This window comes from Vibrio marisflavi CECT 7928 (assembly GCF_921294215.1).
GTDB classification, from domain to species: Bacteria; Pseudomonadota; Gammaproteobacteria; order Enterobacterales; family Vibrionaceae; genus Vibrio; species Vibrio marisflavi.
Window position 1 is genome coordinate 694,639 of the sequence record NZ_CAKLDM010000001.1, and the last position, 19,701, is coordinate 714,339.

Sequence of the window (19,701 nt, forward strand, 5' to 3'; positions counted from 1 at the left end):
GAAATGTTATGTTATAACAATTATCATTTGATAGGCTGTGCTGCTTACGCTTGTTGTAATACGTGAAGGTTGAGCGAATAGGTTCGCCTCCAAACTGACAAGCCTAAGAATATTGCACTAAGCTTTTATGTAATAAGTTTCTTATAGAAGTAACGCAAAAGAACTCGTTACCCAGCAAAACAAGGCTATATATGAACTCTAAACAAAATGAAACTAGAGCTATTCCCACTAATGTTATTACTGGTTTTTTGGGTGTTGGTAAGACAACGGCAATTCTAAATTTGTTAGAGCAAAAACCAAAAAACGAGCACTGGGCTGTGCTCGTCAATGAGTTTGGTGAAATTGGGATAGATGGAAGCTTTTTTAGTGGCCAGAGTCAAAATAAGGATCAAGTGTTCTTCCAAGAAGTCCCTGGTGGATGCATGTGCTGTGCAGCAGGTTTACCAATGCAGATTGCGCTTGGCCAACTTTTAAGTAGGGCAAAACCAGATAGATTATTAATAGAGCCGACAGGGTTAGGGCATCCAAGAGAGATATTACAGGTACTTTCTACTGGTTACTATCGAGAAATATTGTCGCTGCAAAAGACGCTTACTTTGGTTGATGCGCGGAAGTTGTCTGACGAGAAGATTTTTACTAATGATACATTTAACCAACAAATATTGATGGCTGATACCGTCGTTGGAAATAAGTTGGATTTGTATAGTGAACAAGACCGGAAGCTCTTAGAGGATTACGTAAAATCGCATGGACAGCATCACGTTAAGGTTATATTCACTCAGTCGGCAAGAATCGAGTTGGACCAGCTCGAAGGAGAAACTGCAAATAAACATATTGGTAGTCATCACCATCATCACCATGCCAGCAACAAAACCTTAATTGCTGATCAGCCAATTCCTGATTGCGGTTACATAAAAGCAGAAAATGAAGGTGAGGGGTTTAAAAGTGTCGGTTGGCGATTTGCGCCTGACATTGTGTTCGACCACCAGATACTGCTATCTATTTTGAAAGGTGTACGTGCTGAAAGAATGAAGGCAGTTTTTATAACGAATGATGGTGTGTTTGGTTATAACCTAACTACAGATGCGCTACAAGTAGTGGAACTTGATGATTGCGATGAAAGCTGTATCGAGATCATTTCTACTAAATCGCATGAGCAAATTGAATCAGAGCTGTTAGAGGCGAGAGTATAGGACTTCATGTACTGCACGAAGAGTTAATGTTACTTGAAGTGTTGAATTATAATTTGTGCCGACTTTACTAGTATTAGTGCTAAAACACTAACTTAGTGCCAGGCTTGGTTGAGTCAGGAGATGTTGAAGTTAAAGAATTTACCAAGTAAGTAGTACTAATCTGGCGTGGCCTTTGTCAAAGCAAGCTTCATACCTAAATAAAAGAAAGTAGTGCAACCAATATAATATAAATGAATGCTTAATAATCATAAGTGTTAACTAGTTCAAATTACAATCTTCAATTAGCACAAAATGCTGCCCTTCTATTGATGGTTCTATCTATAGTGGCTAATCGTATGCTTTAAACAAATAAATGAGGATTTTGTATTTACAACGTTGTTCATTAGCTAACAGTCACTATTATAAGGGAGTATGCCTACTATGCTTCAACCACAAGTACCTGCCAATGAAGGTAAAAGGTTAAGAAATCTGAGACGTCTTGGAATAATTGAATCTGGTTACGAAGAACGATTTGATCGCGTAACTAGGGTAGTTAGGCAGCTATATGATGTTCCAATTGCAATTGTTAGCCTTGTTGATGAAAACTGGATTTGGTTTAAGTCTTGCTTTGGGCTTCCAGTAAAGAAAGCACCTCGTGATATTTCAATTTGTGGTCATGCAATACTAACGAAAGATCCATTAGTGATTGAAGATGCGTCAAAAGATCCGAGATTTTTAGACAATCCATTAGTTGTTGGTGATCCAAATATTCGGTTTTATGCTGGCATACCCTTAGTCTATGGTGACGATACAGTATTAGGCACATTGTGTATTATTGATGACAAACCGAGAAAGTTTAGTCGTGAAAACGTGGCTCGGTTAATTGAAATTGCCAAAGAGGTAGAAAGTGAGTTGTCTGATTGTCATGATCTTTCAATTGACCCAGTTACTCAAATATCAAATAGGCGAGGTTTTCTCTCTCTAGCACAAAAAACTCTTAGCTATTGTCAGTTTGGTAAATACCCGTATTCGTTAGCTCACCTTGAACTTCAACTGCCACATTCCGTATCACAACAAGAGAATGACAAAACTATTCAGGAGTTCTCTGCTCTTATTCAAAGTACGTTCCGTGAATCTGACGTTTTTGCCAGGACCGGAGAGAACGAATTTGCTCTTTTCCTTGCTGGCTCTTCCAACAAAGTGGCGCACATAGCGGTTAAGAGGTTGGAATCAGCAATCAAAACCTATAATTCAAGTGGCAACCGGGCATACCCATTGTCCTTCCGCTATGGTGTTGCCTCGAACCCTAGTGGTGTTAAGAGCGAGTTAGAGCTGTTATTAGAAAGTGCGAAGAACAATTTGAAATAGGCTGAGAGTGAAAAAAGAAAGCCCCATAGCCAATTGGCTTTGGGGCTTGTTCCTTACTTGTAGCCATCCTGCTACTAGTATGCTCCGTGCATCAAATCCTTGATAGTCGCTAATTCCTTTAGCGCTTCCTACATCGCCTTCCTAGCGGTGTCCTTAGCATCATGCTTGTTGGTTATCCAACCAACATCAATATCTATCCGTATTTCCTTTCCCTTTAGGTTATTCATCCTTTATGAATAACCTTGTTTCTATCCTAGAAACTAAAAGTCCATCACGTCTGTATTGTGTCTGCTTCCTGCTGACACCTAAAGAATAGAACAATGGGGCTAGTCCTCAATACGATATTTGGATCTGTTTCATTTTCTGATAAGTCGCTATAGGGGAAAATAAACTAATATACAACGGGATAACGCTCGTAGATTCCTAATTCTCACTATAGGTTGATATAACCTCTTACATGCGATGTGAGACATATCGCACAAGCGTGTCAGGCTTTGGCTTTCTTTTGTACTGTTTATGAGTGTGACAGTTATCACATTAATGTAGGGTGTAGCTGCATATGTTAATTGAATCGTTATGTGGTTTAAGTATTGAGCTGTATTGTTTGATTTGCATCAATTGCGCACACAATGGCAATGATTGATTAACACTTTGTTAAGTTGACGATAAATAAATAGTACTTATTGATAACTAAATAACTATAAAGATAACCGTTTATAGAAAAATATGCCACAAAGTGCTTTATGTATAAAAAATAGTTCCAGAACTTCGTTTTTATCGGTGGTATTTGGTAAAGCAATTCTAGATAGTAGCACGTATATTACACAACGAAATTTCAGCCATACATAACTTTCGCTAGTAAATATACGGATAACGATATGAATAATAATAAATTGATGCTTATGCTGTTTTTCTCAGTATGCTTGATTTGGGGTACAACCTGGTTGGCTATGGAGATTGCGGTAACAAGTATCCCTCCGATTTTTGCAACTGGTTTGAGGTTTTTTATTGCGTCACCAATTTTGATTTGTCTATCGAAAGTGTTTAAGCAGCCATTAATGTTCCCAAAGGGAAAACAAAAGTGGATGTTTATCATCGCTATTTTCTACTTTGCAATTCCATTCACCTTGATGATTGCCGGTGAAAAGTATATTTCATCTGGTTTGGCCTCGGTTATTTTTGCCAACATGCCAATAGCAGTGATGATTACTTCGATGCTTTTCTTGGGTTTAAGGCTTTCTTTTCACCAATACGTTGGTATTTTAATGTCGGTAATTAGCTTATATGTCATCCTGTCTCACGAACTTGGCATAAGCGGAGATAATTTATTGCTTGGTGCAGGCGCTTTGGTACTAGCAGTAGTGATTCACGCGGTTATGTATGTATTTGTCCAAAAGCATTGCAAAGACATCAAGGTGATTACGTATAATGCGCTTCCATGCTACATCGCATCGATGTTGTTATTTGTAACGGCCTTTTTTACAGAGAACATTCATTTTGCAAGCTTTACCCTACCTTCGGTATTAGCCGTGGTTTACTTAGGAGTCGTGGCGAGTGTCGGTGGAATCGTCGCATACTTTAAGTTGGGGCAAGTATCTACACCGTTTACAGCGTCAATTTGCTTTCTAATTTTCCCATTGATTGCTCTGCTTCTATCAGACGTGGTGACGCACAAAATGATGTCACATCAGTCTATGCTAATGCTTATTCCTCTACTCACAGGTATTTTGTTGACCAAATTGCCGTTTGACAAAATTGCACAAAGACTCAGAACTTCGACCGAAAGCTAAATCCTCTGGCCACTTGAAGGTGGCCAGTTTCTCCTTCCCCCTCATTTCATCGCTATAACTTTTAAAACTTATTACTCGTTTAGACAGCGACTTATCTTCAATTGAAAAGGCGACATTGCTTTTTTTGCTCTAAACTGTTTATGAGTGAATGCTCAAGTATCCAAATCTAGACAAAGGAAGCGGCTGGCCGAGGAATGGCCTATCATCTTAGTAAACCATTTGACTATCTACTAATCGCTATTATTTTTTGGCTCTAGTGCATAGGAAGTGCATATAAAGAGGGAACGATTTGCCTTCGATTACAGACAAAAAGTTGTTGAGAACTATAAAGTTTTTGCCTGTAGCCGTGACGCTGATATTTATGGCGATCATTCTCGTTGTCATTTTAATGAAAACCAAGAGCTGAAAACCTATCTACGAATCTGCGTAAAGACTTCTTATCTGCCCAAAAACAAACCCTAGAAAGGCAAATTGAAAATATTGCGCAAAACTTGGATTTTGAGAAAAGTTTGACTATCGATATCTTGAAGGAAGATATTCGAGAGCAAGTTCGTATAGCTCATGCTATTGCCACCAAGATATATGCTGAAAACCGTCAAAAGCCAAGAGGTGAAATCGAAAAGCAAATCGTCCAATCGTTGCAAGATTTAGTTTTCAACGAAGGCAGTAGCTATTTTTATATTTTCCAAATGGATGGATTAAACGTCATGAATCCGATGGTTCCAGAGTTGCAAGGGACTTCGATGTGGGATTCTAGGACAGAATCTGGGCGGTTTGACATACGCGAGCATATCAAGCTTATTGAAAGTTCTCCCGTAGGTGGCGCTTATTATCGTTGGTGGCATAGAAGACCAAAAGGAGCGGACTATGGGGTTGAGAAAATTCGCTATGGGCAGTATTTCGAGCCACTTGATTGGTTTATAGGTACAGAAGAATACATAAGCCCAGTTAGCCAAAATATAGTTAATCGAGTTTTGTCACGACTATCAGAATTTAGAGTAGGACAAAGTGGGTTTGTGTATGTTTTTGGGGCTAATGCTAAGCTACTTGTCCATAAGGATAAAGTGAAAGTGGGAGAGGTCAACAAACCTCTTTACAACCACTTAGTGAAAAGCATCTATCAGAAAAGTGGCGAGAACAGTGGGTTTGTCAGCTATGAGGATATTCGCCTACCTTCGAGGTTAAGGACGTTAGATAAACTTACTTATGTGAAAAGTGTACCTTCTTGGGGATGGGTAATTGCGACAGATTTATATTTGTCTGAAATAGATAACTTAGTCAATGCACAAACTGAACAAATTAAAGATCAAAACCTTCAGCAATTCACACAGATTTTGATGATATGTACTCTTTTAGCACTTGTTCTCTCAGCTGTGTCTTACTATGTCAGCCGATACGTTCAAATACGGTTTGCTAAGTATCAAGACAAAATAGATGAAGATTTTGATGAACTTCAGAGCAGCCGACAAAAGCTAGAGGAAATAGCAACATTGGATTCGTTAACAAAGCTTCCCAATCGCTTGATGCTTGAAGAAAGAATCCAAAATGCTATCGACGATAGCCACAAGAAGAATAAACTTTTAGCTGTTCTATTTGTTGATTTGGATGACTTTAAGAAAGTAAATGATCAACACGGCCACCATATAGGTGATGAACTACTCAAATCGATCAGTAGAAAGTTCGAAAAAGTCCTAGACGATAAAGACATACTCATACGTTTTGGTGGCGATGAGTTTATTCTATGTTTTCCTTTGTTAGAAAGCGTTGACCAAGCAAGGCAAAAGGCGCAATGGCTTTGTGATGTGATGAAAGATGAATTCATTTTGTTAGGGACTGTTGTTAATACATCTTGTAGTGTCGGTGTTGCAATGTTTCCAAGTGATGGGACCACACCAAGAGAGCTATTATCGAAAGCGGACATCGTTCTGTATCGTTCTAAAGAATATTCGAAAGGTTCTGTGATGTTTTTCGATAAGCAAATCAACGAACAAGTTCAGCACAATTTTGCACTAGAAGATGCGATTAGAAATGCTGTTCAAGTAAAAGAGTTTTCAGTGAGTTATGAGCCTAGAATAGAGCCTAAGTCCGGTAAGCTCATTGGCGTGGATGCGATGATACGGTGGTGCTCACCATCTTTAGGTTATATTCCGCAAGAGGAGTTTATCCCTATAGCCGAAACAACCGGAATGATAATGAGCATTGGTTATTTTTCATTTAAAAAAGCGTGTACGGAAATTTCTCAACTATCCCCAAACGGCAAGGGTGCATTGTCGCTATCTTTTAATGTTACGCCTAAACAAATTATGTACCCCGAATTCGCGTTAACCTTAAATGGCATTGCTACTGATGCTGGTATCGACACAAGCCGAGTAACTTTGGAGATCAGTGAGGAAGTCTTTTCGGAAGGGATGAAAAAGCTGAAGCCAGTGCTTGATAGCTTACATCAGCTCGGGTTTGAAGTTTGCCTTAGAGATCTGGGTAAAGGATACTCGTCGCTTCGCTACCTAAATGCTTTACCAATTAATGAAATAAAGATTGATAGAGAATTTGTCGCAGATCTACATGTAAACCCACAGAATGATAGCTTGGTTAAAACCATCGCGATGATTGGTATTTCCAACAATATTCGTGTGTCTGCTGAGGGGGTGGAAAACATCATGCAGAAAAGCATGCTGGTGAAACTTGGTTGTGAAGTCCTGCAAGGTAGGCTGTTTGAGAGCCCTCTTTCTAAAGAAGAGCTTCAATCCCGTTACTTTAGCATTACCGAAAAAGGGATGTAATGCTCGTTCGAGCATTTTGTTTTAAATCCATTTAGACTAAACACTGAGGGTGTTATTGTTAATAAAAGGTTGCCTAATCCCCTCCTAAACGTATCTCCATCTGCAGCTCCTGAGAAAACTTTACCATCAAAATACTTGATAATTTAATCACAGGTCACGCTAACCATTTTCTCCGTGTCTAGTTCGTTAGAAATCAAAAAACCAAAATGATGATCTATTTAACACTTATGTAGCACGTTTCTTGTGAATGTGTGCTCGAACGCTCAAATGGTGTTTCGATGAGTTTGCCAATGTAACAAATTATGCAAAATTACGCTCCACACAAATAACAAAAGCAAAGTACACAACTTGAGGGAGTGCTCAAATGAATAACAGCCAGAAGCCGACTCTGCTGGGAGAATGTATCGCGGAGTTTATCGGTACAGGAATACTAATATTTTTTGGAGTAGGGTGCGTTGCAGCATTGGTCTTAACCGGTGCAAGCTATGGACAGTGGGAAATTAGTATTGTCTGGGGCTTTGGTGTTTCCATTGCAATCTATTGTACAGCAGGTGTTTCAGGTGCACACATCAACCCTGCAGTTACCATCGCTTTGGCGATGTTTCATGGCTTTGATAAACAGAAAGTATTGCCATACATCCTAGCGCAAGTATTAGGAGCGTTTTGCTCGGCTGCATTGGTCTATGGACTGTACAGTAACCTATTTACACAGTATGAAGTGGTTCATCAAATCGCTCGTAGCAGCGAAGCTGCATTAGCTACAGCTGGCATCTTTTCCACTTACCCTAATCCTGCTTTAAGCTTCATGGGAGCAATGGCCGTTGAGTTTACTATCACCGCTATTCTAATGTTTGCAATTTTAGCGTTAGGTGATGAGAAAAATGGTGCAGTACGCGGGCCGATGAATCCTCTACTGATTGGTGTTCTAATTGCCGTCATTGGTTCTTCTTTGGGGCCTCTAACTGGCTTTGCAATGAACCCTGCAAGAGACTTTGGCCCGAAATTATTTGCTTACTTAGCTGGTTGGGATTATGCCTTGTCTGGTGGCAAAGAAATCCCTTATTTCATCGTACCGATCGTTGCTCCAATTCTAGGTGCTTGCTTTGGTGCATGGGCATATCCAAAATTCATCGCCCAATATCTGCCAAACCAAGCTGAAGATGACAGCGCTGAAAGTGCAAACGAACTAGAAACTTCTAAAGCTTAAAATTCACGAACTAACGCTTACATAAACTAAAATTTAAATAACGTCTAACGAAAGGAAGGATTACATGACTGAGAAGAAGTACATGGTTGCGCTCGACCAAGGTACCACAAGCTCCCGAGCTGTGGTGTTAGATCACGATGCGAATATCGTGAGTGTATCTCAGCGTGAATTTACACAGATTTACCCTCAAGCGGGTTGGGTTGAACACAACCCGATGGAAATTTACGCGACTCAAAGTTCGACTCTCGTAGAAGCTCTAACAAAGAAAGGTATTCGTACTGACGAGATCGCTGGTATTGGTATTACCAACCAACGTGAAACGACCATTGTATGGAATAAGGAAACAGGTGAGCCAGTCTACAACGCGATAGTATGGCAATGCCGCCGAACTGCTGAAATCTGTGATGAGCTAAAAGAACGTGGTTTAGAAGAATACATTCGAGAAAATACCGGTTTGGTTCTAGACCCTTACTTCTCGGGCACAAAGATTAAATGGATTCTTGATAACGTTGAAGGTGCGCGCGAAGACGCCAACAAAGGTAAGTTATTATTCGGAACTGTTGATACTTGGTTAGTTTGGAAAATGACTCAAGGGCGCGTTCATGTAACTGACTATACCAACGCTTCGAGAACTATGCTGTTCAACATCAACACAAAGCAATGGGATGAAAAACTGCTTAAAGAGTTTGATATTCCACTTTCAATGATGCCAGATGTGCGTAAATCTTCAGAGGTGTATGGACAAGCTAACTTAGGCGGAAAAGGTGGCACTCGTATCCCAATTGCGGGTATCGCTGGAGACCAACAAGCAGCCCTTTATGGACATATGTGTGTTGAAGCTGGCCAAGCGAAAAACACATACGGAACAGGCTGTTTCTTGCTAATGAATACAGGCGAAGACAAAGTTACATCGACTCACGGCTTGTTGACCACTCTAGCATGTGGTCCTAAAGGTGAACCTGTTTATGCACTAGAAGGTGCCGTGTTTATGGGTGGAGCTTCGATTCAATGGCTGCGTGATGAACTTAAATTAGTAGCAGATGCCAAAGATTCGGAATATTTCGCGACGAAAGTTGACTCTTCGAATGGTGTCTATGTAGTACCTGCATTTACTGGCTTAGGAGCTCCGTATTGGGACCCTTATGCTAGGGGGACGATTGTCGGTTTGACGCGAGGTACGAGTTCTAATCATCTAGTCCGTGCGACTCTAGAAAGTATTGCTTATCAGACTCGTGATGTACTGGATGCGATGCAGGCGGATTCTGGTGCTCCTTTAGCAGCGCTTAGAGTTGATGGCGGCGCGGTTGCGAACAATTTCTTGATGCAGTTCCAGTCTGATGTATTGGATACCAAAGTACATAGACCAAAAGTGACAGAAGTCACCGCATTGGGCGCTGCTTACCTAGCTGGTTTAGCGGTTGGCTTCTGGAATGACCTTGACGAACTTGCGGACAAGTCCGCTATCGAGAAGTCCTTCATTCCACACCACGATGAAGAAAAAAGACAGCGTCGTTATAAAGGTTGGAAACGTGCTGTTAAGTGTGCACAAGTTTGGGCTTCAATGCACGAAGACGATGCTGAAGACCAATAATCTCGCTTAGTTATTCACTATGGCGTGATTGATAGAGCTTGGTTAGGTAGTAAACGTTAACTACAGCAATAAAGCTGTTAGTAAGTACGACCGGCCAAGCATCTATTGCCAGACCGTATGTAACGAATAAGGCGCAGCCGATGAAATTTAGTACTCGCAATTTCACTATCTCTCGCATAGTCAGTGAAATAGCGACCATAATTGAAGCGGCATAGCCGATAACTTCTATCGTTTCCATAGTTTACTTGTAACCTAGATTGAGTTTGCTTAGGCATCTTTCAATGCTAAGTGCTTTCTAATAGCTAGTCGCATTGATTGAACTGTTTTTTAAACGCTTAGAAACCATTCATCAGCGTTATTAATAATAATAGCATTAAGGCTTATTGGTTAAATAGAAGCAAATGATGGAATATTGACCGTTAGCGATTACGCAAACGATTATATGTCAGAATACTAAAAAGCCACCTAATTGTAGGTGGCTTCGAGTTTTAAAGCGTTTGAAATAAATTACTTTTTAGCTTTAGTTGTTTGCTTATCTTCTTCAGTTAGCTCACGGATACGACGGCTAATGTCTCTGCGTGCTTTTGAAATCTCGGCACTTTTGATGATGTGATCGTCAACGCGATCCTCGTAGTCAGCTTTCATGTTTTTGATGATAGCGAAGATCTCATCTGTGCTCATGTCAGGCTTGATGTAGTCAATTAGGTTTTCTAGTAGGTCAACTCGTTTGCGGTTGTCACGAATTTTCTTTTCGTTATCAATTAGCTCACGTTTCAGTTTGTTCTTACGTCGTGCTTGGCTCACGATTTCAAATACACTACTCATTTTCGTTTATCCCCTAAGTAAAACGGTAACTGAGCTCGATTAAATCACAATGGTAGTCTATATAACAGTCTTTAGATCAATTGTTATTGTTCTTTGATGTAATAATGACCGGTTCTTTGCCGGAACAATTGTAATCAGTGCTCGAGTCGCTATATTATGCGGATACTCAGAAATGATGTGGAATAGATACGAATGAATGCTTCACAGATTGTGATACCTAAAAGTGAGGCGAGTGAGCCCAAACAAGCCCCAAACTCTAAAGTAGCAGAGGCTTACATAAACGAAAGGAATAAACTCGAGTATACAGAAGTCGAGTTATCAAGAGCGAAAGTTGTTGTTTTAGATGAGGATGGGAATGTCTCTCATCGTCCGATCTTTCTGGATCACTAACCAGTTTTACCTCGCCAACAATAGCGAAAACTCTCTGTATTTAAAAAGGAACGATCATGAACGTGGAACTAAATGCGAACGAAGCCAGAGTCATCGGCTGCCTTATTGAAAAAGAAGTCACCACGCCGGACTATTATCCTTTGACGCTAAATAGCCTAACCGCAGCGTGCAATCAAAAAAGCAACCGCGAACCAGTATTGTCACTTTCCGAAGTCGATGTTCAAACTGCAGTGGATAGCTTAATAGCAAAACACTTAGTAAGTGATGAAAGCAGCTTCAATAGTCGAACAAGCAAGTTTTTGCACCGCTTCTGCAATACGGAGTTTGGCGATCTTCAGCTTAGCGCTCAAGAGAAAGGCATTGTTTGCTGTTTGCTACTTCGAGGGGCACAAACCCCTGGTGAGCTAAGGACTCGCACAAACCGTCTCGCAAGCTTCACTGATGTAAAAGAAGTGGAAACGGTCCTCGAGCAAATGGCAAACAGGGCAGAAGGGGCGCTCGTTGTTAAATTGCCAAGGGAAGCGGGAAAGAGAGAATCTCGCTATCAGCACCTATTTAGCGGTGAAGTCGATTTGTCTCAAATAGATACGTCACCAAATGCCCATGCAAGCGTGCAGGCTGATTCTGATAGAGTCTCGCAGTTAGAAAGTGAAGTCGCAGAGCTAAGGCGCGAGCTGGACGAGCTACGTAGTACAGTTAACTCTCTACTGTAATTATTGTTGTGCCTGAAATGCTTTGGTACGTTTACTTAGTCCGAACTAGTGGTGGTGCTCTTTACTGTGGCATTACCACTGACATTGAGCGTCGCTTTAAACAACACTCGGATGGAACGGGTGCCAAAGCATTGCGAGGTAAGGGCCCATTAACGTTAGAGTTTAGCTATCAAGTTGGTTCCAATCGGAGTCAGGCACTAAAATTAGAATATGCTATCAAAAAGTTATCTAAACTTAATAAAGAGTTACTTGTTTCAAACCCAACTTCAATCCAACAAATCGTTGTTTAAATACACCCTTCTTAATACTTACAAGCTCAAATGAGATCCTTGTTCCACCTTCCCAATATTAGTTATTTAGTTCTCAATATAATTTATTCATAGATAGGGGATTTATATCCTAGCAGTACGTTAATAGTTGACTCTCTTTAGCTATTTGTCGCCCATACAACCACAGCACTACTATCATATCTAACATTGAAATGGTGAATGTTTGTGTATGTATTATTATTTATATTGAAATGGATACAAAAGGCGAATAGGGAAATGAAAAGCATAAAAACAATGTCGGCGATAGGAGCGCTTGGGCTCGCTTCTTTCGGTGCTGAGGCAGCGACAACAGTGGCAGATGGTCGTGGTAATGGTATGGGTAATACTGGTGTTACGACTGCAAACTATATTATGGCCCCATTTTATAACCCGGCACTAGTTGCTGTTTATCGTGAGAAAGATAACTTTGGCCTATTGTTACCCGCAGTGGGTGCCGAATTGCGCGATCCAGATGAAAATATAGAGCTTATTGATGATCTACAGGACGCAATTAGTGCTAATGATACTACGGCGATCGATAGTTATTTGGACCAACTTGCGGGAAATAAGCCTCTGAATGTTTCAGCAGGCGTGAGTGCGGCTTTTGCAATACCACACGAGCTCGTTTCTATGAACGTATTTACACGTGGTTATGCAGAAATCATAGGGACTCCCGATATTTCTAGTGCAGGTGACGCAACAACCAGATATCAAAATTCGACTATTGATTTGGTCGCATTTGGCTATTTGGAATTCGGTACAGCCTTTGCGAAGCAAATGGTTGTTGCTGGAGAGCAGTTCTCATTTGGTGTTTCACCTAAAATTCAACGCTTAAGAACCTACAAGCAGAATATCAACGTCAATGATTTTGATATCAGTGATTACGATGAAACGGAAACGACTAAGAATGCCTTTAACATGGACTTGGGTGCAGTTTGGATGCATGAGCAGTTCCGAGCTGGTGTGGCTGTGAAAGATCTGTTTGCCAAGAAAATAGATACCCAAGATGTTAGTGGCGTCAGCACTTATAAGCTTGATACACAAGTTACGGTATCCGGAGCTTACGCGACGCGTTTGATTACCGTTACTTCAGATTTAGACCTGACGAAGCAAACAAGATTTACAGATGTAAATGACGATACAAAATTCTGGCGTTTTGGTATCGAAGGCAACGCTTGGGATTGGGTCCAGTTGAGAGCTGGCTACCAAGTCGATTTGGAAGATACCATCGACAACTCTATAACAGCTGGGGTTGGGATGAGTCCTGGTGACTTAGTTAGTATTGATATTGCTGGGAACTATGCAGGTAAACATGAATATGGCCTATCGGCTAACTTAGAGTTTACTTTCTAGAATGTTAATATAATCGACTGATTTTTAAGCGCATGGTAGGGTTTTACGTGCGCTTAGTCTATTGTTATTGATAAAAGTAAAACTTTCTCTTTTATCTATCGTAACTGATTGAGATACTGTCTAAGCAAATGGCATTGACTGTGTTAAGAAGTTTAACAGCTCTCATGCCCATATAAATAATGCCAATGATTAAGGTTTTAAGTTTCAATGAGCGTAGTAAAGCTCAGTGTAAGCGCCTAGAAGAAGTTGTTGTATATACGATTGAGCATTCTAAACGTATTTTTAGGTACTTAGGTAAGTCATGGATGGTACATCAAAGCCGCCTATTGCGGTAAAACGTAAAAACCTTGCAACGTTAATTACTCGTTCAGTATTTATTATCGTGTCTGTACTTACGTTAATGCTACTGTTTCAGAACTATCAAGTCAGCAAGCAAATTGTTTCGCTCGAAGTTGCCCGCTCTACACTCCAAACATCCAGCCTTTTACAATCGATTTTTAATTTCAAACTAACCTCACTAGAAATCCAACAGGATAGCTATACCCGAAGCAACGTGTTGGTTTCCGCTATTTCTGATTCTCATTTAAGTCAGCTCGATAGTTTTTTTGAGGGCATTGATAACATGGACCCTGCGCTTGCGCCTGACTTTCGTTTTATAATGCGACGAAACAAGTTGATATGGAATGACACACAAGCCCGGTTTTACGGCATTACAGCAACTGAGTTATCAGAATTAGCTCAAGATATGTCAACGACAAGTGGTTGGCGACTTATAAAAATGAATAGCTTGCTAGGCGTTCAGTATGTTCTAGCGCGCCATACTCCTGTAATTGATTTACGGACAGGAGAAGCCATTGGTTTGCTGTACATAGGTATTGTTCTGAACAACAATTTTATCCTCGCTAATGCACTAAGAGATGGTAGTAATGTTGACGATGCAGTTTTGGCCGCTGGCCCGACAATCATCGCGTCTACGGTAGATAGCTCCCGAGCATATTCTGGTCAATCTCTGCTAGAAAACTATCGCGACACACATGAGCGTAGCCCATTTGTCATAGCAAAGACTGATCTGACAATAAACGGTACAAAAACATTCTTATCCGTCTACACGGTACAAAATAATGAACGAGTTGCGCAGCTCGCGCGCAGTCACTACACGTGGCTAGGTATTGTTTTACTAGCGGTACTGTTGGTTGCAGTTCTAAGTAGGATTTGGCTTCGTAAGCGTGTTTCTGTCGATCTGAATGCTTTAATGAACTACACGACAGAAGTGGCGGAAAGCAAAAGGGTTAAAGCTTATGAGGGTTCTTCCATTTCTGAGTTCGACCAGATTGGCCGAAGTTTAGAACTAACGTTTAAGCGCCTAAGTGAACAAGAAAGACAGTTTCAAGATTTGTTTAACTTCTCTTTGTCTCCCATTATGCTTTGGGGGCGCGATGGGGAGCTATTAAACATGAATCCATCCGCACAGAAGCATTTCAATATTAAAGATATTAGTGCGAAAGGGAGCAAGATTTTGCTCGAAAGCATCTTGCCTCAGATTCAAATGTCAGCGCAAGGGGCAACGTTAACTGGCGTGAATGTCCCCGTAGGAAATAAAACCTATCGATGGAATATCTCTCCAATTATTGTCAACGATAGGGTTCAAAGCGTTATTGCGCAGGCACAAGATATTACAAGCTTTATTGAAGCAGAAAAGCAGAGTCAAGCAGCTAAAGAAGAGGCGGAAGAGTCGGCCAAGATGAGAGCAGACTTTTTGGCCAGAATGAGCCATGAGCTACGCACACCGCTTAACGGGATATTAGGCGTTTCTCAATTATTAAAAGGTCTGTTAAAGGATCGATCAAATTTGGAACACGTTGAAGTTTTATGTAGTAGCGGCGAACATCTACTTGCTGTTTTAGATGATGTTTTAGACTTCTCGAAAATAGAGCAAGGACAGTTTCATATCCAAGCAACAGAGTTTCGTTTGCATGAGCTAGTGAATGCCGTAAATAAAATATTTACACCACTGTGCGAAGAGAAAGGAATCACACTTGGAGTCTCTTCTAACGTTGATCAAGACTGCGTTGTTTACAGTGACCAAGTTAGACTAAATCAAATTCTCTTCAATTTGGCGAGTAATGCTGTAAAGTTTACCCACGAGGGCCAAGTAGTGATTGCTATTGATATTGTGGAGAAAATAGCGCAAGAGTTGTTATTGAGTATCCACGTAGAAGACACTGGCATTGGCATTGAACAAACCCGGCTCGAGAGTATTTTTGATCCGTTTGTTCAAGCCGAATCAACGACTACACGAGAGTACGGAGGTAGTGGACTAGGTCTAGCGATCGTTAACAGCTTGGTTGAGTTACTCAATGGGAAAATAGAAGTACACAGTGAATTAGAAAAAGGTTCTACTTTTTCTGTCTCATTACCGGTTGAAGTGCGTCAACCAAAAGTAAGCGATAAACCAACCTCACTAAGAGTCGAGCCTGCTACGCTCTTTGATAGGTCACTAAATGTTCTTCTCGTTGAGGACAATCACACCAATGCTTTTATTGCTCGGGCATTTTGTAAAAAGTATGGCATGGAGGTAGATTGGGTAAAAGATGGTGTGAGTGCGATTGAATACTTAGAGCAGAACACAGATATAGATCTGATACTTATGGACAACCAGTTGCCAAACTTAGGAGGCGTCGAGACGACTCGAACTATACGTCAGCAATTAGAATTAACCGTGCCAATATATGCTTGTACAGCGGACGGGATGCAGGATACCCAAGACGCCTTTTTATCTGCTGGTGCAAATTATGTGATTGTTAAACCGATCAAAGAGCAAGCGTTGAATGATGCGTTTATTCACTATAAAAATCATGACTTTCCTGCTAATTGAAAGAGCTTGCTTTAAACGTTTCTTCGAGCAGCTTTGAGCGTAACCCTTCATTGAGAGTTATCTCATCACCAAATTTAACGCCGACTTTTGTTCCGAGTTTTGTCTTCGAAATAGAAATGATTTGTCCTTTCAAGTTTCCCTCTACAAATTCATCTAAATCAGAACTTATGGTTAAACTGAGATTGTTAGCTAATTGGCTCTGTTCTTTAATTAGAAGCGCACAACCTGAAACCGACAGATCTGTCAGGGTAGCTTTGTAACTTTGTTCTTCAGCTGAAGCAGTGGCAGCTAAGTTTAATTTGTAACGTTCATGTTCTCGAATTGGCTTGCGAACAAAATGTTGAGGAGCTCGAAGAAAAAGTAATCCAGTAGGGCTATTGATAAGTGCTAAAGTAGTGCTTTTAAAAGCGACGATGTCGCCATCTTTTGTGTCGCTAACTCCTCTTACAACGATACGCGTGTTATTCACTTTACGCATAATCAGCTGCTCTTTGGCTTTAGTAGGGAAGTCGACAATTAGGTACACATCGGCTTTGCCCCCAATATACTGGGAAGTGAAATTGAAACTGTCTTTGGGCCCGAATTCGAGAACAATAGACAGTTTCATACCAGGTTTAAGTAGAAGGAAGAGTTCTGACGACGTACTGCTCACTTAAATCACACACCTATATTACTAACTATTAATCTATCAATAATATAGCGTGTGTGGCGATTTATTTCTTCACTGATAAATCAAACTGTTCGTTTAGTCTTATAAACGAAACGATCAAGCGGTGATTTTAGTTTCAACATAGTTTTCATCATGGTGAGCACTCGCAACGTAGCGTTCGACTTCACTGCACTCTTGTTCCGTTAGAAGCAAATGAAGTTTGGTGCGTCTCTTTATTATATCCTCAGCGGTATGAGCAAATTCGCTTTCAAACAAATAATCGATCTCGATTTGGTACAAGTATTTAGAAAATTTTGTACCTAAGTCTTCTAACGTGGAAACGTTTTTAAGAAGTCTATTTACTCGGCTACCGTAAGTATTAGTCCAACGATTGATCATTTCTTTAGAGATGAATGGGTATTTCTCACTTAGCTCTCGTACCAGCGACTCTTTGTTAAATGATTCAGCACCTGGTAACAACGAGTCTGTAGTCCAAGATTTACCCATAGAAGGGAAAAACGGCTGCAAATGTTTCATTGCTGATTCACCAAGCTTTCTATACGTAGTTAACTTCCCGCCAAAAATGGATAGGAGCGGAGCTTTGTTTTGGTTGCTATCAAGTGACAGAGTATAGTCACGAGTAATTGCTTGTGGTGAGTCTGATTCATCATCACATAAAGGACGAACGCCACTGAACGTGCTTACAATGTCTTTAGTTGAAATCTGCTTAACGAAATGTTTATTGGCAACATCAACTAAGTACTGGCACTCTTCGTTCGAAATCTCAACTTTTCTTGGATCGCCTTTATATTCCACATCAGTTGTACCAATCAAAGAAAACTTATCTAAATATGGGATAACGAATACAATTCGTTTGTCTTCATTTTGAAGGATATAAGACTGTTTTTCACCATGAATTTTAGGAACGATGATGTGAGAGCCTTTAATTAGACGGATGCCATATGGTGACTTAATATCGATGTTCTCATCGATAAACTCTTTTACCCAAGGACCAGTTGCATTTACTAATGCACGACACTGGCGAGTGAACGTTGTGCCTGTCACGTGATTTTTCATAGTAACAGTCCACATTTCATTGGTGCGAACCGCTTTTATTACTGAACAGTAGTTTTTAACTTCTGCACCATATTCTTTCGCTTGTTGAGCGTTAAGAATAACCAACCGCGCGTCATCAACCCAGCAGTCAGAATATTCAAAGCCAACTTTCATTTCGTTTTTCGTTACGTTACCAGCATCAAGCTTGATCTTTTTACTCGAAGGTAGTGATGTACGCTTGCCTAAGTTATCGTATAAAAATAGTCCGGCACGAATCATCCACGCTGGGCGTAGGAAAGGTCTGTGAGGAAGTCTGAAACGCATAGGGAAAGCAATATGTGGTGCTTTCTTTAGTATTACTTCACGTTCGGCAAGAGCTTCGCTAACTAATCGAAATTCATAATGTTCTAAATAGCGTAAACCGCCGTGAATAAGCTTTGAGCTTGCAGAGGAAGTGGCACTAGCAAAATCTTTCGCATCGTATAGGCCAACTTTTAAACCTCTTCCTGCTGCATCTGCCGCAATACCAGCGCCATTGATACCGCCACCTACCACAATGATGTCTAGAGTTTCATTTTCATTGTTAGTTTCGTTTTTGACAACACTCATGGTCATTTTTAAGTCCTTAATGTTCGTTCGCGCTTTTAATGTTCGTATATAACCATGAATTAGTCAATTAGGAAAATGTTAAATATTTATTATTTGAGCAGATTCAAATTCTTACACAACTTTGGAGTGTTGCCTGAAGCATAAAATACACGCGACAAACGCCTGTATGTTCCTTAAGTATTTGAATATATAAAGGTTATTGGGTGGGGCGGGATTTTAAAAGGGGATATTGAAGATAAGGAGTCTATCTAGGTAACGCAGGGGGAAGGTAGTGATTTAAACGTGTATATCGAGCAACGTACCGATCATATCTTGGTCACGTTGCAAAACGTTCGTGCCAATTTGGTGATAACGAGTGGATTGATTTAGTTTGACGAGAGCATCTGTATGAGAGGCAGGGTATCCATCTACAGTCTTTTCTGGTTTGGCTTTATCAAACTCAACTTTATTAAACTCAAGTGGTGTTGTTTTGTTTACATCGCTAGGAGAAGCGTGGTCTGTAGGGAGAGTTTTGTCCTTTATTTCTCGAGCGGCTTCCTCAGCCATTTTACTTGACTGATTGATTATCTGATATCCAGAGTCACTAACAGAAACCGACATAACCCGTCTCCTTACTAATTAAAGCTTAAGACGTATTTGCAAATCTAGCAAGTTGTGCTACCTACGCAAACAAGCTAGAAATAGCATTCACTTCTTCTTCTGTAAGTAGAACAGAAGGCGATTGTTTTTGGTTACGAGTTTTATTGTTTTGGCGTATTTCGCCTTGAAGAGTCTGTAGCTGTTGTGGTGTCAGTCGGCTCAGCTGGGCTTTAAACAATTCGAATTGCTTTGGGGTCATGATATCTTTCCTCAAAATAAATGCTATTTGCAATATCTTGAAAGTAAGAGACGTTTCCGTTCATCAACTCACCCTCGTACTACTTACATAAAAAGCATAAAAAATGTCCAAATGCTAGTTGTCCGAAAATTGTCAAAATACCGTGTGAAACTTGTTATCAAATTGCTTTCATAACAG

At 40.5% G+C, this 19,701-nt stretch carries 17 protein-coding genes and 1 pseudogene; 12 read left to right on the forward strand and 6 right to left on the reverse strand.

What is annotated here, in order from left to right; translation table 11 throughout:
* Positions 1–191: 191 nt before the first annotated feature.
* From L7A31_RS03075 to glpK, 7 genes and pseudogenes are all read left to right on the forward strand, one after another.
* On the forward strand, positions 192–1,193 hold the full coding sequence (locus tag L7A31_RS03075) for a CobW family GTP-binding protein (protein ID WP_237360034.1): 1,002 nt from the start codon (positions 192–194) through the stop codon (positions 1,191–1,193).
* 420 nt (positions 1,194–1,613) lie between these two features.
* Positions 1,614–2,540 carry a sensor domain-containing diguanylate cyclase gene (locus tag L7A31_RS03080; RefSeq protein WP_237360035.1) on the forward strand — a complete coding sequence of 309 codons (927 nt, stop codon included), beginning with the start codon at positions 1,614–1,616 and terminating at the stop codon, positions 2,538–2,540.
* 878 nt (positions 2,541–3,418) lie between these two features.
* A complete protein-coding gene (locus tag L7A31_RS03085; protein WP_237360036.1) occupies positions 3,419–4,330 on the forward strand; it encodes a DMT family transporter in 912 nt (303 codons plus the stop codon).
* Positions 4,331–4,749: 419 nt separating this feature from the next.
* Positions 4,750–5,610, forward strand: a pseudogene (locus L7A31_RS22285) (cache domain-containing protein); the annotation flags it as partial.
* A gap of 57 nt (positions 5,611–5,667) precedes the next feature.
* On the forward strand, positions 5,668–7,110 hold the full coding sequence (locus tag L7A31_RS22290; RefSeq protein ID WP_435532881.1) for a putative bifunctional diguanylate cyclase/phosphodiesterase: 1,443 nt from the start codon (positions 5,668–5,670) through the stop codon (positions 7,108–7,110).
* A gap of 364 nt (positions 7,111–7,474) precedes the next feature.
* Entirely contained in the window at positions 7,475–8,317 is an 843-nt protein-coding gene (locus tag L7A31_RS03095) for an MIP/aquaporin family protein (RefSeq protein ID WP_237360037.1), read from the forward strand.
* A gap of 64 nt (positions 8,318–8,381) precedes the next feature.
* Positions 8,382–9,908 carry a glycerol kinase GlpK gene (gene glpK / locus L7A31_RS03100; protein ID WP_237360038.1) on the forward strand — a complete coding sequence of 509 codons (1,527 nt, stop codon included), beginning with the start codon at positions 8,382–8,384 and terminating at the stop codon, positions 9,906–9,908.
* A 10-nt stretch (positions 9,909–9,918) separates the two neighbouring features.
* Here the strand turns inward: glpK and L7A31_RS03105 are convergent, their stop codons facing one another.
* Together L7A31_RS03105 and L7A31_RS03110 are read right to left on the reverse strand one after the other, a co-directional pair.
* The gene (locus L7A31_RS03105) at positions 9,919–10,146 is read right to left on the reverse strand and encodes a YgjV family protein (protein WP_237360039.1); all 228 of its coding nucleotides are present in this window, start codon (positions 10,144–10,146) and stop codon (positions 9,919–9,921) included.
* Between the two features lie 269 nt (positions 10,147–10,415).
* Positions 10,416–10,733, reverse strand: coding sequence for a DUF496 family protein (locus L7A31_RS03110; protein ID WP_237360040.1), 318 nt, complete (start codon positions 10,731–10,733; stop codon positions 10,416–10,418).
* A gap of 192 nt (positions 10,734–10,925) precedes the next feature.
* Between L7A31_RS03110 and L7A31_RS03115 the strand changes: the two genes are divergently transcribed.
* The 5 genes from L7A31_RS03115 to luxQ all read left to right on the forward strand — a co-directional run bounded on the left by L7A31_RS03115 (position 10,926) and on the right by luxQ (position 16,372).
* Positions 10,926–11,123 (forward strand): hypothetical protein, encoded by a 198-nt coding sequence (locus L7A31_RS03115; protein WP_237360041.1) that lies wholly within the window; start codon positions 10,926–10,928, stop codon positions 11,121–11,123.
* A 56-nt stretch (positions 11,124–11,179) separates the two neighbouring features.
* Positions 11,180–11,836 carry a YceH family protein gene (locus tag L7A31_RS03120; RefSeq protein ID WP_237360042.1) on the forward strand — a complete coding sequence of 219 codons (657 nt, stop codon included), beginning with the start codon at positions 11,180–11,182 and terminating at the stop codon, positions 11,834–11,836.
* 17 nt (positions 11,837–11,853) lie between these two features.
* Complete coding sequence (locus L7A31_RS03125) at positions 11,854–12,126, forward strand: GIY-YIG nuclease family protein (protein WP_237360043.1); 273 nt, start codon at positions 11,854–11,856, stop codon at positions 12,124–12,126.
* A gap of 255 nt (positions 12,127–12,381) precedes the next feature.
* Entirely contained in the window at positions 12,382–13,497 is a 1,116-nt protein-coding gene (locus L7A31_RS03130) for a conjugal transfer protein TraF (RefSeq protein WP_237360044.1), read from the forward strand.
* A 301-nt stretch (positions 13,498–13,798) separates the two neighbouring features.
* On the forward strand, positions 13,799–16,372 hold the full coding sequence (luxQ, locus tag L7A31_RS03135) for a quorum-sensing autoinducer 2 sensor kinase/phosphatase LuxQ (protein WP_237360045.1): 2,574 nt from the start codon (positions 13,799–13,801) through the stop codon (positions 16,370–16,372).
* Here luxQ and L7A31_RS03140 read toward each other — a convergent pair.
* From L7A31_RS03140 to L7A31_RS03155, 4 genes are all read right to left on the reverse strand, one after another.
* Positions 16,365–17,024, reverse strand: coding sequence for a PilZ domain-containing protein (locus L7A31_RS03140; protein WP_237360046.1), 660 nt, complete (start codon positions 17,022–17,024; stop codon positions 16,365–16,367). The genes luxQ and L7A31_RS03140 overlap by 8 nt on opposite strands.
* 114 nt (positions 17,025–17,138) lie before the next feature.
* A complete protein-coding gene (gene glpD / locus L7A31_RS03145) occupies positions 17,139–18,692 on the reverse strand; it encodes a glycerol-3-phosphate dehydrogenase (RefSeq protein ID WP_237360047.1) in 1,554 nt (517 codons plus the stop codon).
* Positions 18,693–18,962: 270 nt separating this feature from the next.
* A complete protein-coding gene (locus tag L7A31_RS03150) occupies positions 18,963–19,286 on the reverse strand; it encodes a hypothetical protein (RefSeq protein ID WP_237360048.1) in 324 nt (107 codons plus the stop codon).
* A 61-nt stretch (positions 19,287–19,347) separates the two neighbouring features.
* Positions 19,348–19,524, reverse strand: coding sequence for a hypothetical protein (locus L7A31_RS03155; protein ID WP_237360049.1), 177 nt, complete (start codon positions 19,522–19,524; stop codon positions 19,348–19,350).
* Positions 19,525–19,701 lie beyond the last annotated feature (177 nt).

What these genes read in the sequence shown, in the direction of transcription:
- luxQ (WP_237360045.1), top strand. Translation starts at nt 13,799, where the DNA reads ATGGATGGTACATCAAAGCCGCCTATTGCGGTAAAACGTAAAAACCTT.
- L7A31_RS03130 (WP_237360044.1), top strand. Translation starts at nt 12,382, where the DNA reads ATGAAAAGCATAAAAACAATGTCGGCGATAGGAGCGCTTGGGCTCGCT.
- L7A31_RS03115 (WP_237360041.1), top strand. Translation starts at nt 10,926, where the DNA reads ATGAATGCTTCACAGATTGTGATACCTAAAAGTGAGGCGAGTGAGCCC.
- L7A31_RS03080 (WP_237360035.1), top strand. Translation starts at nt 1,614, where the DNA reads ATGCTTCAACCACAAGTACCTGCCAATGAAGGTAAAAGGTTAAGAAAT.
- L7A31_RS22290 (WP_435532881.1), top strand. Translation starts at nt 5,668, where the DNA reads ATGATATGTACTCTTTTAGCACTTGTTCTCTCAGCTGTGTCTTACTAT.
- L7A31_RS03120 (WP_237360042.1), top strand. Translation starts at nt 11,180, where the DNA reads ATGAACGTGGAACTAAATGCGAACGAAGCCAGAGTCATCGGCTGCCTT.
- glpD (WP_237360047.1), bottom strand. Translation starts at nt 18,692, where the DNA reads ATGACCATGAGTGTTGTCAAAAACGAAACTAACAATGAAAATGAAACT.
- L7A31_RS03075 (WP_237360034.1), top strand. Translation starts at nt 192, where the DNA reads ATGAACTCTAAACAAAATGAAACTAGAGCTATTCCCACTAATGTTATT.
- glpK (WP_237360038.1), top strand. Translation starts at nt 8,382, where the DNA reads ATGACTGAGAAGAAGTACATGGTTGCGCTCGACCAAGGTACCACAAGC.
- L7A31_RS03085 (WP_237360036.1), top strand. Translation starts at nt 3,419, where the DNA reads ATGAATAATAATAAATTGATGCTTATGCTGTTTTTCTCAGTATGCTTG.
- L7A31_RS03125 (WP_237360043.1), top strand. Translation starts at nt 11,854, where the DNA reads ATGCTTTGGTACGTTTACTTAGTCCGAACTAGTGGTGGTGCTCTTTAC.
- L7A31_RS03155 (WP_237360049.1), bottom strand. Translation starts at nt 19,524, where the DNA reads ATGACCCCAAAGCAATTCGAATTGTTTAAAGCCCAGCTGAGCCGACTG.
- L7A31_RS03110 (WP_237360040.1), bottom strand. Translation starts at nt 10,733, where the DNA reads ATGAGTAGTGTATTTGAAATCGTGAGCCAAGCACGACGTAAGAACAAA.
- L7A31_RS03105 (WP_237360039.1), bottom strand. Translation starts at nt 10,146, where the DNA reads ATGGAAACGATAGAAGTTATCGGCTATGCCGCTTCAATTATGGTCGCT.
- L7A31_RS03150 (WP_237360048.1), bottom strand. Translation starts at nt 19,286, where the DNA reads ATGTCGGTTTCTGTTAGTGACTCTGGATATCAGATAATCAATCAGTCA.
- L7A31_RS03095 (WP_237360037.1), top strand. Translation starts at nt 7,475, where the DNA reads ATGAATAACAGCCAGAAGCCGACTCTGCTGGGAGAATGTATCGCGGAG.